15 protein-coding genes are annotated in these 14,640 nt (G+C 39.3%); all 15 read right to left on the bottom strand.

Going from position 1 to position 14,640, the window contains the following annotated elements:
• Positions 1 to 227: 227 nt before the first annotated feature.
• The gene (locus C1N55_RS08105; protein ID WP_137728352.1) at positions 228 to 1,073 is read right to left on the bottom strand and encodes an aspartate/glutamate racemase family protein; all 846 of its coding nucleotides are present in this window, start codon (positions 1,071 to 1,073) and stop codon (positions 228 to 230) included.
• Positions 1,074 to 1,100: 27 nt separating this feature from the next.
• Positions 1,101 to 2,498: an FAD-dependent oxidoreductase gene (locus tag C1N55_RS08100; protein ID WP_137728351.1), complete on the bottom strand. Its 1,398-nt coding sequence runs from the start codon at positions 2,496 to 2,498 to the stop codon at positions 1,101 to 1,103.
• A 15-nt stretch (positions 2,499 to 2,513) separates the two neighbouring features.
• Positions 2,514 to 2,951 carry a GlcG/HbpS family heme-binding protein gene (locus C1N55_RS08095; RefSeq protein ID WP_137728350.1) on the bottom strand — a complete coding sequence of 146 codons (438 nt, stop codon included), beginning with the start codon at positions 2,949 to 2,951 and terminating at the stop codon, positions 2,514 to 2,516.
• Positions 2,952 to 2,975: 24 nt separating this feature from the next.
• A complete protein-coding gene (locus C1N55_RS08090) occupies positions 2,976 to 3,704 on the bottom strand; it encodes an SDR family NAD(P)-dependent oxidoreductase (protein ID WP_137728349.1) in 729 nt (242 codons plus the stop codon).
• A 17-nt stretch (positions 3,705 to 3,721) separates the two neighbouring features.
• Positions 3,722 to 5,143, bottom strand: a complete 1,422-nt coding sequence (locus C1N55_RS08085) for an FAD-binding protein (RefSeq protein WP_137728348.1) — start codon at positions 5,141 to 5,143, stop codon at positions 3,722 to 3,724.
• Positions 5,140 to 6,033: an isocitrate lyase/PEP mutase family protein gene (locus C1N55_RS08080; protein WP_137728347.1), complete on the bottom strand. Its 894-nt coding sequence runs from the start codon at positions 6,031 to 6,033 to the stop codon at positions 5,140 to 5,142. The genes C1N55_RS08085 and C1N55_RS08080 overlap by 4 nt, the downstream gene beginning before the upstream one ends.
• Positions 6,034 to 6,045: 12 nt before the next feature.
• The gene (locus C1N55_RS08075; protein ID WP_137728346.1) at positions 6,046 to 6,846 is read right to left on the bottom strand and encodes an FAD synthetase family protein; all 801 of its coding nucleotides are present in this window, start codon (positions 6,844 to 6,846) and stop codon (positions 6,046 to 6,048) included.
• A gap of 28 nt (positions 6,847 to 6,874) precedes the next feature.
• Positions 6,875 to 7,831, bottom strand: coding sequence for a VOC family protein (locus C1N55_RS08070; RefSeq protein ID WP_137728345.1), 957 nt, complete (start codon positions 7,829 to 7,831; stop codon positions 6,875 to 6,877).
• Positions 7,832 to 8,131: 300 nt separating this feature from the next.
• Entirely contained in the window at positions 8,132 to 8,959 is an 828-nt protein-coding gene (locus C1N55_RS08065; RefSeq protein WP_137728344.1) for an SDR family NAD(P)-dependent oxidoreductase, read from the bottom strand.
• Positions 8,960 to 8,971: 12 nt separating this feature from the next.
• Positions 8,972 to 9,709, bottom strand: a complete 738-nt coding sequence (locus tag C1N55_RS08060; RefSeq protein ID WP_137728343.1) for an SDR family NAD(P)-dependent oxidoreductase — start codon at positions 9,707 to 9,709, stop codon at positions 8,972 to 8,974.
• Positions 9,710 to 9,725: 16 nt separating this feature from the next.
• Positions 9,726 to 10,928, bottom strand: coding sequence for an MFS transporter (locus tag C1N55_RS08055; RefSeq protein WP_137728342.1), 1,203 nt, complete (start codon positions 10,926 to 10,928; stop codon positions 9,726 to 9,728).
• Between the two features lie 487 nt (positions 10,929 to 11,415).
• Positions 11,416 to 12,423, bottom strand: coding sequence for a 4-hydroxy-2-oxovalerate aldolase (gene dmpG / locus C1N55_RS08050; RefSeq protein ID WP_137728341.1), 1,008 nt, complete (start codon positions 12,421 to 12,423; stop codon positions 11,416 to 11,418).
• Between the two features lie 14 nt (positions 12,424 to 12,437).
• Complete coding sequence (locus C1N55_RS08045) at positions 12,438 to 13,316, bottom strand: acetaldehyde dehydrogenase (acetylating) (RefSeq protein ID WP_137728340.1); 879 nt, start codon at positions 13,314 to 13,316, stop codon at positions 12,438 to 12,440.
• On the bottom strand, positions 13,313 to 14,104 hold the full coding sequence (locus tag C1N55_RS08040) for a 2-keto-4-pentenoate hydratase (protein ID WP_137728339.1): 792 nt from the start codon (positions 14,102 to 14,104) through the stop codon (positions 13,313 to 13,315). Before C1N55_RS08040 ends, C1N55_RS08045 begins: the two co-directional genes overlap by 4 nt.
• 17 nt (positions 14,105 to 14,121) lie before the next feature.
• On the bottom strand, positions 14,122 to 14,601 hold the full coding sequence (locus C1N55_RS08035; protein ID WP_137728338.1) for a flavin reductase family protein: 480 nt from the start codon (positions 14,599 to 14,601) through the stop codon (positions 14,122 to 14,124).
• Between the last annotated feature and the right edge of the window lie 39 nt (positions 14,602 to 14,640).

Raw genomic sequence — 14,640 nt, 5'->3', positions numbered from 1 at the left:
CGAGAAATAATCATATTTAACATAACGAGGCAACCTAAGAATAGGTTGCCTCTATCAAGCTAAATAGAATTAATATTACATTAAATACTAAAATAGATTCTATTTAATTTTTGTTTTGTGATTTTTCATAACACGCTGGCCTTAGTGCAAACTAGTTTTCTATAGATATAATACTGGCTGAAAAAAACTGATTTGTCTTTTTAACATATTCGTTCCTAAAAACAGTACTATTCTTGCATTGCCTTCACAGATAACCCAAAGTCCATGCCAGCATGGATATTGCTTTGATGGTTATAGAATTCTCGTAGTTTTACGACAGCATCTTCAGGTGGTTTGGCATTGTAATAGCCTTTTCGAGTTATCGTTACACCAGAATTTTTCTTTAAGTCAGTTAAGGCTTCACACATTTTGATTCCTGCTGCAAAGGAATCTATAATTGGTACATCCCCTACTCGTGTTACCCCATGGGTTGCCAGGAATACATTCATTGGACCTTCTCCAGGAATAATGACGTCTGCACCTTGTGCTATAGCCTCCTCCGCCGTTGCTACAAAGGAATCAATGATTGGCTGTGGATTATTGAAGCCTTCCAGGATATCAAAAAACCCTACTTTCGTTTGCACGATTGGTCCGAGTTTTTCTCTTAACCCGTAACGACCTGCATTGTATCTTAATTGGTCAGCTAGCGGGGCCAAAAAATTAACTATGCCAATTCGATCTCCTAGCATAGATGCGATATGAAGTGAAGCTTGACCATACCCAATAACTGGAATATCAACAAGTGTCCGCGCTTCTAGTAGCCCTACATCAGGAATTGTTCCAATAAACATGCAATCATACCCTGCACTTTCTGCTATCAATGCACTTCGTATAAATTGTTCACGGTGCAAATTTTGCAAATAAGAATAGGTGATAAAATGGCCAGGATATTCTGTTGGATATGTTTCATTTGACATACCATGTAATACAACCTCGACATCGGGACGTGCTATTTTTTGTATATGTGCAGTGACTGCATCCCGATAGGCTGGGACATTCTCTATGGAGGTTAGACTTTGATGCCAAATTTTCATCTCTTTCACCTCTTTTAGTCTTATAACTTAAATTGATAAGTTATCTTTTTGTGGAACAGATATAGATAATACTTTCTTAGCCGCAATTTTGCCGAAGATAGAAGCTTTTCCAAGAGAGCTTCCAGTCATATAACCAGCACCGTGGAATCCTCCAGCAATCTCACCAGCTGCATAAAGTCCGTCAATCGGTTCATTAAAAGGATTTAACACTTGTGCGTTTTCATCTACTGCTAACCCAGCATAAGTAGCTAACATTGCAACAGTTGTAACCATCGCATAATAAGGAGCTTGAATAATTGGTTTTGGCTTTCCAAACGTGTGTGTTAAAGAAGTTCGTCCAAAATCTTGGTCGACCCCTGTTTGAATGTCTTCATTATATTTCGCAATGGTTTCTTTAAAGCTTTCTAGAGGTACATTTATAATGTCTGCTAATTCTTCTATGGAATCGGCTTGATTAATTAATCCTAGAGAATAAAGGTTTTCAAAATCATAAAGTGCATCACCTGCAACACTTTCATTCATAATGGGCTGATCCCACACTTGATAGCTTACAGTTTCTTGTTGCTTAAGTGCCTCAGTGCCGATGATTTTATAAGAATGTGACTCATTCACAAATCTTTTACCCTTCTTGTTTACAATGATTGCACCCTTATAAAAAGCATGGGCTTGGGATTTTCTTTCACCATTTGCTGCTGGGTGGAAGCCATAGGTACCCTGTAAATATGGCAAATCTCTTATCCATGCACCATGCTCCCAGGCAAGCTTAATACCATCTCCAACATTCCCTTTTCCACCAATCCTTAAGGCAGCATGTAATTGTGGTGCAAAGGATTCAAGCATTTCCTCACTTTTTGAAAAACCTCCACAGGTTAAAATTACCCCTTGCTCTGCTTTTGCAAAATACTCCAGACCGTCCTTTTCATAAATGACGACGGAGATTCGGCCATCGGCATTTTTCCTTAATCTTTTAACCGAAGCTTCTAATTCAAAGGTAACATTTCCTGTTTTTAGAGCTTGATTGTACAAAGTTGTAATGGCTTGAAGGGGCTTAATGGTATGTCCTCTTGGTACACTATGCCCACTAGCAGCTCGAACTGCATCAAACTCAACACCATTCTCAACTAGCCACTGATAGGTTTCTAGCTGATGATGACCATATGCTTCAACTAGTTTCTTTTCATTTTTTCCTTTACCAACTTCAAGCATATCTGCAATAAGAAGCTCAGAGTTATCAACAAAACTACACTTCTTTTGTAAATCTGTGCCGGCAAAGGCCATAAATCTACCGCTAAGTAACGAGCTTCCTCCAATAGCTTCCTCTTTTTCAAGGACTAATACTTTTGCATTACTATTTGCTGCTTCAAGTGCAGCACAAAGACCAGCCATTCCTGCACCGACAATGATTACGCTGTAACTCTCCCCCATAGTTCCACAACCTTTTTAGTTAAATTCATTTGCTACTTCAAGAGCTGCTTCACATACTTGCATATCGTGAGAATAATGACCTCCACTTACTCCGATCCCACCAATTAATTCATCGTTGATTTTTATCGGATAGCCGCCACCGAAAATAACTAATCGTTCTGTATGAACAATCCCATGCAAAAGAGGTGGATCATCTTTTAAACGGTCATACCATTCATGTGTTGCTCGATTATAGGCTGCTGCTGAAAATGCTTTATTTTGGGCAATATCCAAGGAGAGTACCGGAGCACCATCCATTGCAGCAAATGTTTTTAGGTTTCCGACTTTATCAACAATAGCAATGCTAAAAGGAATACCCAGCTCTTTGCCCTTTTTTACTGCTGCTTCTAATAATTTATTGGCAAATTCTAAGCTTATATTTTTTGATTCGATCGCTGTAACAAATTCCGTCATTTTTTTCATTACCCCTTTTTGTTTTTAATTGGATACTGGCTGGCCTTTTCCGAAGGCTTCAATGGTCGTAGCCGTAACAGCTACTGATTTTGGCAGTGCTAAGTCAACGATGACATTTGCAATATCAATTGGTTTAAGCCAAGCAGATTTATCATAATCAGGTGCAATATCGGTCATCATTTTAGTATCTACCGGTCCTGGAGAAACAGCATTTACTCGAATTCCATAAGGTTTCATTTCTTCACCGAGTGCTTTTGTAAATCCAATAATCGCATGTTTTGATGTAATATAAGCACTGCGATTTGGGCCTCCTTTTGTCCCCCAAATCGAAGCAATATTAATAATGATTCCATCTTTTCTTGTAATCATTTCCGGAATGACCTCTTTGCATAAGTAAAAAGCACCATTTACATTAATATCTTGAACCCATTGCCATTCTTCAACTGATGTCTCAACAAAAGGCTTTAAGCTCATAACCCCTGCATTATTAATTAAAATATCAATCTGACCTAATTCACTAATTGTCTTTGCTACACACTTCTTTACTTCATCCAGATTTCCTACATCACAGATAACAGAAATTGCATTAGTACCATATTGTGTTTTAATTGTTTGTACTACTTCCTCACATTCAGCTTGACTGCGAGCACAAACAGCAACATCTGCTCCATATGAGGCTAATAATAGGCAGGTTTCACGACCAATCCCTCTTCCTCCACCAGTAACTAAAGCCACTTTTCCCTTTAACTCCACAAGCAACTCTCCCTTATCTATGAATAAGATTTCTCCATTGAAGATAGATAGCTAATTGCATGTTCTCCAGCGCGCTTACCAAAAACTAAGCTTCGGAGCACAGACGTACCTCCCGGGTATTTACCGTAGTAAAGACCTGTCATTTCCCCAGCTGCATAAAGCCCAGGAATCGGATCATTATCATTTGAAAGCACACGACCATCCGTATCTGTCGCAATTCCACCATTTGTAAACACATTACAGGAAATAATCGGATAAGCAATAAATGGCCCTTGATCAATAGGGATAGCCCAATTTGATTTCTCAGGCTTTATGCCAAGTGCTTTCTTATCATCTTTTTTATTCCATAAAAATTTTCCAGGCTGAATTGCTTTATTAAAATCGTTCACAGTTTTCGTTAATCTATCTTTTGGCATATTTAATTTTTCAGCTAATTCTTCGATTGTGTTTGCTAGAATTGGAGGCTGTTCTGTTTGAAGTGCTTCTGTATAGTTTGGAATGTCATACATTTTCTGATCAGCAATCATGTAGGCAATATGTTGTGGGCATTCATAGAAAATTTTACGAGCTACTGCTTCGTATTGCTCGTCGATTGTTGTATAGCCCTCATCCGTAAAACGCATTCCATCTTGATTTACTAAGATGAAATAAGGATAGAGCATCACGCCTGCTTCCTCACGTTTGCTTCGTGGGTCAACCGGTTCGGCATGAAATGCATCCCATTGACCCGCCCCTTTAGCTCCTAAGGATAGTGCCATTCGAATTGCTTCTCCCTTATTAAAATAACCACCTTCACAAACAGGCGGAATTTTATGGGCGTCACGGCCAATATATTGGGCCATCATTTCATGACTTCCTTGGAAACCACCAGCAGCCAAGATAACTGCCTTCACCTTTAACTCCAAGGATTCTCCTCCTTTTATACGTACCTTCAAACCGTTCACTGCCCCGCTTTCATCTAATGAGAGATTCCAAGCAGTCGCTTTATAAATAATCTCTACTCCAAGCGCACGCGCACGTAAAGACAATGTATCAATGATGGCCCGTCCCCCACCAACAGGAAGTAACCGTGGTTTTGAAGATGTTAGAAACATCGTTGGTAAATAATCAAAGTCTACCCCTTTTGCTTTCACCCATCTTAAGGTTGCACCAGCATTTTGGTGTAATGTTTCAATATAGCTTCTATCGGCATAGTTATCAGAAAATGCCATCATATCTTCTACAAAATTCGGTGCGGGCTGATCGATATTTTCCATACGCATATAGGCTGCTGTCCATCTTGTGTTCCCTCCGCGTTGTTCGTAGGCAGTTCTTTCTAATATTGCGATCTTTAAGTTCTGGTTTTGTTCCTTTGCTTTTTCAGCAGCAGCTAGTGCAGCCGCTGTTCCAGCCGCTCCACATCCAATGATGGCTAGGTCAAAGTCTACATTATACGTCATGTCTGAACCTCCTCTACCTCTGCGTCTTGTAAATATTTATCTTCCCAATCTTTAACTTGGTGCAATTTAAACAAGTTTTGCCTTTCTTCCCACGTACAGATGAGGTCATGAATATTAGCTTGGGACTGTTCTCGTTTAAGGACATCTAAACTGTCACGGATCCCTTTGATTGCCGACCGTAACACCGTATTTGCACAAAGCATTATATGGAAACCAAGGTCCTCTGCTTCTTTTAAAGAAACCAGCGGCGTTTTACCCCCCTCCACCATATTTAATATATGAGGGATGTTTGGCACGCCTGCGGTAATTGCTCTTAACTGTTCAATTGTTGTTGGTGCTTCTACAAACAGCACGTCTGCCCCAGCTTCTTTATAAGCATTTGCCCGGTCAATTGCATCTTCGATTCCGTTAATGGCAGTTGCATCCGTTCTAGCAATTATCGTGAAGTTTTCATCTCTTCTTGAATCGACCGCCGCTTTAATTTTATTGACCATTTCTGTTTTAGAAATAATTTGTTTCCCATTAAAATGCCCGCATTTTTTTGGTGAAACTTGATCTTCCAATTGGATTGCCGAAGCTCCAGCTCGTTCCAATGACTTAACAGTTCGAATGACGTTTATGGCATTCCCAAAACCTGTGTCGCCATCAACAATAATAGGAACTGTCGTCACATCAGACATCCGGCTTACAACATCCACAATTTCAGTTAGCGTTGTTAACCCAACATCCGCCCACCCTAGCTGAGAATTAGAGATACCTGCTCCTGTAGCATAAATTGCAGGAAACCCAAATTCTTCAACTAATCTCGCTGTCATGCCATCATAAGCTCCAGGTACTATAAATGCATTCGATTGCTTTAATAGTGATTTCAATTGCAAATTTTTTGACATTTTCTCACCCTTTTAACTGATTGCCTTGTATTTTTCATCCCTAATTTCTTGATGCCAGGTTATTGTGAATCGATTATTTGAAGGTATTTCCACTGATCCATAGTCGATTTTCGTCTTGTTGATTACTCGTATAGTTGCATTTTGATTTATCAGGTTACTTGTTATTGTTACTTCATATTCACCTGCAGTTGGAAGCGTGTAGTAAGGGAGTAGTCCATTTTGCGGACACCATTCCACTGAATATGGCTCCCCGATTAGTTCAGATATAAAAGATACATTCCCTGCAGAAAGTAACTCTCGTATTCTAGTAGAACTAATTTTATCTCCCCGCAAATCTACTTTTGGAACAATTGACACATCTAATTTCCCCATACTGTCCGCTACTATTGAGGATGGGCTTCCCGTCCCCATTTTGCCGTATGTGTAATCATAGCCACATACAACGTGGGTTGCCCCTAGACCCAGTACATAATCTTTAATAAATTGTTTGGGAGATAGGGCAGCAAATTCCATAGTAAATTCAACTACTAGAAAATAATCGACTTCTAATAATGCCAACTGCTTTTGTTTCTCCTCAAGCGGCATTAAGTACTCGACTTCAACTTTTCCTTTTGACAAAACACTTTTCGGATGTGGGAAAAAGCTCATGACAGACAATGGTTGATTCTTTTCATTGGCAACTTTTTTAGCTTCTAAAATGACCTTTTTATGACCTTTATGAAGTCCGTCGAAGAACCCCAATGCAATGACGTGTTCCGGAATCCTTGCTTGCCAATAAACTAAATCTTCCTGATTGATGAAAATCGTCCTCATCGAAAACAGTCCCCCTTCTATAAAAATTCTATTTTGCTTCAATCGTCATATTGTTTAATTCTTTGTCTTGAACAGAGTCACCCCAGTAGGTATTACCTAGGGAACGTTCCTCTAAAGACCACTTTACAGGCTCCCAATCTGGATCAAAAATTAAGTATCCCCCAGTAAACAGTTCAACACGACAGCCACTGCCGGGATCCATCACATATAAATACAAAGCTTGAGAGATTCCATGCTTTCCTGGTCCGATAAACTGAAGACCGTTTTCTTTTAAAATATCTGCTGCTCTTAAAATATCCTGTGAATCATCAGACCAATAAGATAGGTGGTGCAGTCTTGCAGGCGTTGGCAAGGATGGTTTGGCTATGAAGGCAACATCATGGACAAGCGGTGTCACACTCATCCAGCCGGCAATTGTGTTTCCTTCATCATCCACTACGTACTCACGCAAATTAAAGCCAAGTTGTTCAATAAGGAAATCATAAGTTTCTTTGACATTTTCTGTTGAATGAATATTGATATGATCGAAACGTCTAGGTGAAACTCCCTTTGCCCAAGCTTTATAGGGCTGATTTTTTAATACGGAACGACGGTTTTCCTCCACTTCCGGTTTTTCCATGTCGTAATATAACTCAAATGAATGGCCACTTGGTAATTGGAATCGGATAGCCTCCCCGACACCTTTTGTTGTCCCTGATGCTATGGAATCTACCCTAACACCTTGTATTTCAAGAGCTTCCTTAAATGCTGCAACATCTTCCCGTCTTTTTGTACGCCATCCTACATGCTTTACATAGCCACTTTCGCCTTCTTCAAGAGATAAGGTATGATGTCCAAAATCACCAAATGCTCTTAAATAATGTACACCCTCGGAGCTTAGCGTCTCTTCTAGACCAATTACTTCCTTAAAAAACCACAACGATTTTTCAAGGTCTGGTGTAACCAGTGCCACATAACCAAGCTTTGAAAGTTCCGGTTTACTCATTCGATCTCCCCCAATCGATTTGCTGAATGCGTTTTCAAATTTGATTGCTAAATTAAAAGAAATCTAATCTATTACTCCATCTCTATTTGAAAACACAAAAAATAAATTGAATATACTGAAATAGTACATAAATAATTTTTACTGTTCTAGAGCATAAATTATCTATCTTACATAGCATTTTCTGTAAGTTTTTATTGGTTTTTAGCAAAACTGAAATTAGCATCTGAATGTCGATAAAACATATCCACTATTTTCCAAAATAAAATGAGACTACCTACTTTGGCAGTCTCATTTATAGAATCATTTGTTGATGATACTATTTTCTTTGGAGGATAAATAAGTTGAGTTATGGGAAATGATATTGCCCATTCCACCACCGACATTAATTTTTTCTCCTGTAACAAAATCTGAAAGAGAGGAACTTAAAAATAAGGCAACACCTGCAATATCCTCTGCAGTCCCCATTCTCCCTAAAGGAACTTCCTTTTCAGCGAGGTTTTCCATGAAGCGATCTCTTTCTTCACCAGGTGGCATTAATTTATCCCAAAAGGTAGTTCTGATGGGACCCGGAGCAACTGAATTCACGTAAATTCCTTGAGGTGCCAATTCAAAGGCTAAGTTCGCGGTCACACTTTCAATAGCACCTTTTGCAGCATGATAATGCAGAACAGTTGAATACGGATTAAATGCTCCCATTGAAGTAAAATTGACGATTTTCCCATACCCTTCCGCTTTCATAAAAGGAAGTACTTCCAAGATCATATTCATCGTTCCATTTAAATTTAAGTCCAACACTTTATTCCAATCGTCCATTGTTATATTATCCGAAGTACCGTTACCACTAAGTACCCCGCCTGCACAGTTGATTAAAATGTCTATTCGGCCAAATGATTTTACAGTCTCTTGCACTGTGTATTGAACTTGGTTTTTATCCGTAATATCGACTTTCCCGAAAACTTTACAAGTTCCACCTGTTGCGTTGATTTCATTTGCTACTTGAATTGCTCTATCAACATGGATATCTGCAATTACTACTATTGCTCCCTCTGAAGCAAACTTTTTAACAATGGCTTCCCCCATCCCATTGGAACCACCTGTAACAATTGCTATTCTTTGGTTTAGTAACATTGGATTTCCCCCCTATATTCCTCTAACTCCACCATCAGCGACAATTGAAGTTCCTGTAATATAAGAGGACTGTTCGGATGCTAAAAAAGCAAGAACTTCAGCTTGTTCTTCTACAGTAGACATTCTCCCTATTGGAATTATTTTCTCCATATGCACAGTATTCGGATTATCTTCTATCATTTCCGTAAAAACTACGCCCGGTAAGAGATTATTTACCCGAATATTTTTAGACGCGTATTCAGCTGCTACTACCTTTGACATTTGAGTAATACCCGCCTTCACAAAACTATAAAGAGCATGAGTTGGCATAACATTAATTGCTGCGAGTGACGTTACATTTATAACATTTCCACTTCCTTGTTCAATCATGGATGGCAAGACTTCTTGCATCATTCGGAAATAGGCAAAAGCATCTAGTTTAATAAAGTAGTCCCAATCTGAATTAGAGAATTCCAAGAAAGGCTTCTCAATTATTCTTCCGGCATTATTTACTAATATATCGATCGTACCGTATTTCGAAAGGGTTTCTTTTACAATCATTCCATAACTAGCTTCATCCAACATATCTGCTTGAACAAAATGAGCATTACCGTCTTGTTCTAATATATGTTCAACTACCTTAAGTCCCTTCTCCTGACGCCGACCTGTAACAATTACTTTTGCTCCTTCTTTCGCAAATAGTTTAGCCGTTGCTTCACCAATCCCTGAGGTACTACCTGTAATAATTGCTACTTTATTTTGTAGTCGCATATTTTTCCTCCTTTTGCTAGGTTGTTACTTCAATATCTGATTCAGGATTGTTTACGGGCTTTGCAACCTTCACCAAAACAAACCATACAATAGCTAAAGCAAACAAACCGACTGCACTAATAGCAAGTGGGAAACGACCAATGTCTTTACTTAATACATCAAGGATTAAACTAAAAGCAAACGGTCCAATGATGCCTCCAACACCTTGTGCAGCAACTACCAACCCGACATAGGAAGTTGTGCTATTTTTAGGGGTTGCCTCTGTAACACGAGCAAATACACCAGGTATTCCAATTCCCATTCCCGCTCCACCAACAATACTTCCTACAAAAATCATTGTTAAGCTATGTGAGAAGAAGCAAATTAACATTCCAAGTCCTGTTAAGAAAATCGCCAGTGGAATATAGGAAACTGAAAATAAATGCTTAATACGTCCAAATACAAAACCCGCTAGTAATGTACCAAAAGTAAATACGGATATTGCCATCCCTGCCTGTGTTGCAGTACCTAAGTTCTCAGCTTGAATTACAACGGAAATATTCGTTACATATCCATAAACTAATGCAGAGAAAATAATTTGACCAAATGATACTCCATAGATAACTCTGGGAGTTTTAACTTTTTGTTTCGGTTGATTTTCTGCTATTTTGCGTTTCTCAGGCTCAGGCAAGAATAAGAAGGTTAGAGCTAAAATCCAAATTGGGAATAAGTAAGTTAAGAAGCCATATTGCCAGCCAAAAGAATCTGCTAAAATCCCCCCTCCTAATTGGAAGAAAATTGCTCCGATACATGCAATTGTTGATGTACCGAATCCAATAAGAAAATCACGTTCTCTACCTTCGAAGAAATCAGAGATAATATCAACTGATAATGGCATTGTAATCCCCACACCTAGACCTAAAAGACCACGGAAAGCAATAATTAATGGTAGACTGTCAATAAAAAACGGCATTACCCCACCAATCATAAACAAGATTAAGCCTGTAAATAATAAAGTTCGCTTTTTAAATGTAGCGCTTAGCTTTCCATAAAATAGAGCAGGAACAATTTGAATCAAGCCTGGGAAAGTCGCAACAAGCATCACAATTGTCGGATTATAATCCGGGAAGGCCGCAATAATATCTGCCATAATCGATCCGGCAACACCTGCTGCAACGTCTTGGAATGCAATAATAACAATTAAAAATTTCAAGAAATTCCGATTGATTACTTTACCCATCCAAAAAACCCCCTTATTTTCCTAGTGACCATCAATGCAATTACCTCGCCCCCAACGAGATATCACCCCCTACTAAATAACTGTTTTTTATAGAAATAAAACGCTTACAAATACTAATTTAATAATAGTTTTGTAACATTTCTTTTACAATAGAATTTACAAAGTCGGTAATTAATTTACTATTTCCATCTATTTATCTAGGACTTTTTACTACATATGTTTTTTTAGAAAAGTTATATGTATCTCGTGGATCGTTTTCGCCAGTTTCAAGCAGATTGGGCAATGAGGATGCTTCTCGTTGACCGTTAACCACTCTTTCAACCATTTTCGGTCTAGGAAGCTGCCTCTCGTTGACCGTTCTCCACTCTTTCAACTATTTAGGGGCTTCGACATAAAAGCCAGAACTATAACTTGCTACACTCGTTATCCACATGACCAAATTTATCAAATAAAAAACTCCTTCACATATGAAGGAGTTCTACTAGTTTCATACTCTTGTCAAAGCCAATTGTTGCGCAACGTCATAGATGAGGTCTTCTTGACCACCTACAGCTTTTAAGCGACCTAGCTCAATTAATATGTCACGTTCGTCAATACCAAACTTTTGGGCAGCAGCTTGCGTATGTAATAAAAAGCTCGAATATACGCCAGCGTAGCCCATTATTAAACTGGATCCTGTAATTTCTTGAGGTCGTTGCATGTACGGAGCCACTACATGGTTGGCAACATCCATAATTTTATATAGGTCAATCCCTGTGTTAAGCCCCAGGCGTTCCATTACCGCTACTATCACTTCGGTTTGCGTGTTCCCACTACCAGCACCCAGGGCTCTTAAGCTACCATCTATATAAGTAGCCCCTGCTTTTACAGCAGCTACTGTATTAGCCATTGCCATGGAAAGGTTATTATGGGCATGGAAGCCTATTTCACAACCGATGGATTGTTTCAATGCAGATATTCGTTGTGTAACATCATCAGGTAGCATAAAACCTGCCGAGTCTGTTACATAAATAATTTCAGCTCCATAGCTTTCAAAAAGTTTAGCTTGTTCAACCACTTTTTCTGGAGGTGCCATGTGAGCCATCATTAGGAAGCCAACTGTTTTTAAACCGAGCTCACGACCTAAGGCGATATGCTGTGCTGCAACATCAGCTTCTGTCACATGCGTTGCTACCCGTACCATTTTCGCCCCGGCTTTTACGGCATCCTGTAGATCCTCTTTAATGCCAATACCCGGAATTAACAATACGGATACTTTCGCGTTCTGACACTCGTCAGCTGCAGCTTCTATAAGCTCCAATTCATTTACTTTGGACAAACCATATTGCAATGAAGAGCCACCTAAACCATCTCCATGTGACACTTCAAAATAACTCACACCCGCTTGATCAAGTCCTCTAGCAGTAGCACGTACTTGTTCTTCGGTAAAGGAGTGCCTCATTGCGTGGCTTCCGTCTCGAAGTGAGACGTCTAATATTTGAACAGATCTTTCCATCTCTAGCATCCTCCTTATACGCCTGTAGCAATTAGTTGCTTCGCTAGTTCATTTGCTACTCTTGCAGCTGCTGCAGTCATTATATCTAAGTTGCCAGAATAGGGTGGGAAGTAATCTCCAGCTCCCTCTACTTCAAGGAAAATGGAAACTTTTCGGCCATCAAATTGAGGTGTCCCTCTTAGACGATAACCAGGTACATACTTTTGGACTTCTTTCACCATTTCATAAATGGACTGGGTAATTTCTTCTTCTTTTCCTTCTTCCTCAACCAGTGCATTGACTGTATCTCGCATAATAATTGGTGGTTCTGCAGGGTTTAAGATAATAATCGCCTTCCCCTTCTGAGCTCCACCCACTTGTTCAATCGCCTTTGACGTTGTACGAGTAAATTCATCAATATTTGCACGTGTACCAGGCCCAGCACTTTTACTTGCTACTGTTGCAACGATTTCAGCGTATTCAACAGGTATCACCTTGGAGATGGCATTAACCATTGGAATTGTTGCTTGACCCCCACAAGTCACCATATTTAAGTTGCTTTTATCGAAATGTTCAGTCATATTTACAGATGGAATGGTAAATGGACCAATGGCTGCTGGTGTTAAATCAATGACTTTCTTCCCGGCAGCAGTCAGTAAATCACTATGTTTTCTATGAGCGTAAGCAGAAGTAGCATCAAATACGATATCAACTAAATCAAGACACTCCATTAGACCTTCGATGCCATTAGATATTGCCTTATATCCTCTATCTTCCGCGCGTTTTAAACCATCTGATTCAGGATCAATCCCCACCATCACACTCATCTCAAGATTTTCACTACGCTCAATTTTATACATTAAGTCCGTGCCGATGTTACCCGAACCAATGATACCAATTTTACATTTTTTCATTTTGTAACACCTGCTTTCACAAATGAAACTGCCACTTTACCTAATGGGCCAAAGTCTGCAGAGTACTCCACATCCTCTACTATATCTACTGCTTTTGATAAGGCTCCTGCTAAAATAAACTGTCCCTTTTTCAAACTGATATCGTAACTTCCTAGCTCATTTGCAAGCCATACTACTGCCTCAATTGGATTACCTAATACAGCAGCACCTGTAGCAGTGTCATAATGTTCATTGTTTTTGAAAGCTTTCATTTCAACTGTAGCGAGATCTATTTCATCAAGAGGTGTTTTCGTTTTACCTAATACAGCTCCGCCACTTGAACCATTATCAGCTACAGTATCTTCAAACTTAATTTTCCAATCCTTAATACGACTGTCAATAATTTCGATGGCAGGAACAACATAGTCCGTTGCACGGACAACATCTTCAGCTGTCACATTGGGTCCCTTTATATCTTCCTTCAGTACAAAGGCAATTTCAAACTCCACTCTTGGGTGTATAAATTGCAATAACTCTACAGGTAGATCTTGCTCAAAGACCATCGAATCTAAAATATGTCCGTAATCTGGTGTATACACGTTTAACATTTCTTGCATGGCCTTACTCGTTAACCCGATTTTCATACCTTTCACTGTTGCTCCAGCATTTACCTTGCTTTGAATAACTAGAAGTTGAATACTGTAAGCATCTCTAGCGGTAATTTGCTCCGGAAGAGAAGTGAAAGGGGAAATGGGTGTTTTCATTTTCTCTGCTTCTAATAGTGCATTAGCCGCCGCTTGAACATTCATCCCATACTCCCCTTTGTTTAAACTGTTTTCAATTCGCCTTCAACTAACTCTCGATATTTCCCCCCGTAGAAAATTAAAGGCTCCCCTTCTGTTACTTTGATATCAAGCACTTTTCCAATGAATAAAGTATGGTCTCCTTCAACATGTTCTGAAAGTACTTCGCAACTTACTTGAGCAAGAGCACCTGGTAGTACCGGCAGTCCCGCTAACTCCTCAAAATTGATCGTAATTTCATCTTTTAGTTGACCTGCAAATGCCATTGAGTGCTCTTTTTGATTAGAAGCTAAAATGTTAACAGCGAACTTTTTGCTATCCTGAACTTTTTTCAAGAAACGAGCTTTGTGTCCAATCGAAATGACTACTAATTTCGGATCTAGTGAAACAGACATAAAAGCGTTTGCCGTCATACCATAGGATTCATTTTCAAACTGAGTCGTCACTACCGTTACACCCGTTGCAAACTTCCCCATCGCATCTCTAAATAAACGATCCTCCACCTGCAAAACCTCCTTAATAATTTTGAAGCAAGATGAGCA

Origin of the sequence: Lysinibacillus sp. SGAir0095, from assembly GCF_005491425.1 — a bacterium.
Classification (GTDB): Bacteria; Bacillota; Bacilli; order Bacillales_A; family Planococcaceae; genus Ureibacillus.
The sequence above is the reverse complement of the archived record's forward strand: the minus strand, read 5'-3'. Positions and strand labels throughout refer to the sequence as shown.

Coding starts and splice junctions, on each gene's coding strand:
- C1N55_RS08105 (WP_137728352.1), bottom strand. CDS start 1,073: ATGAAAATTTGGCATCAAAGTCTAACCTCCATAGAGAATGTCCCAGCC.
- C1N55_RS08085 (WP_137728348.1), bottom strand. CDS start 5,143: ATGACGTATAATGTAGACTTTGACCTAGCCATCATTGGATGTGGAGCG.
- C1N55_RS08045 (WP_137728340.1), bottom strand. CDS start 13,316: ATGAAAAAATGTAAAATTGGTATCATTGGTTCGGGTAACATCGGCACG.
- dmpG (WP_137728341.1), bottom strand. CDS start 12,423: ATGGAAAGATCTGTTCAAATATTAGACGTCTCACTTCGAGACGGAAGC.
- C1N55_RS08060 (WP_137728343.1), bottom strand. CDS start 9,709: ATGCGACTACAAAATAAAGTAGCAATTATTACAGGTAGTACCTCAGGG.
- C1N55_RS08055 (WP_137728342.1), bottom strand. CDS start 10,928: ATGGGTAAAGTAATCAATCGGAATTTCTTGAAATTTTTAATTGTTATT.
- C1N55_RS08080 (WP_137728347.1), bottom strand. CDS start 6,033: ATGTCAAAAAATTTGCAATTGAAATCACTATTAAAGCAATCGAATGCA.
- C1N55_RS08075 (WP_137728346.1), bottom strand. CDS start 6,846: ATGAGGACGATTTTCATCAATCAGGAAGATTTAGTTTATTGGCAAGCA.
- C1N55_RS08070 (WP_137728345.1), bottom strand. CDS start 7,831: ATGAGTAAACCGGAACTTTCAAAGCTTGGTTATGTGGCACTGGTTACA.
- C1N55_RS08100 (WP_137728351.1), bottom strand. CDS start 2,498: ATGGGGGAGAGTTACAGCGTAATCATTGTCGGTGCAGGAATGGCTGGT.
- C1N55_RS08095 (WP_137728350.1), bottom strand. CDS start 2,951: ATGACGGAATTTGTTACAGCGATCGAATCAAAAAATATAAGCTTAGAA.
- C1N55_RS08040 (WP_137728339.1), bottom strand. CDS start 14,104: ATGAATGTTCAAGCGGCGGCTAATGCACTATTAGAAGCAGAGAAAATG.
- C1N55_RS08065 (WP_137728344.1), bottom strand. CDS start 8,959: ATGTTACTAAACCAAAGAATAGCAATTGTTACAGGTGGTTCCAATGGG.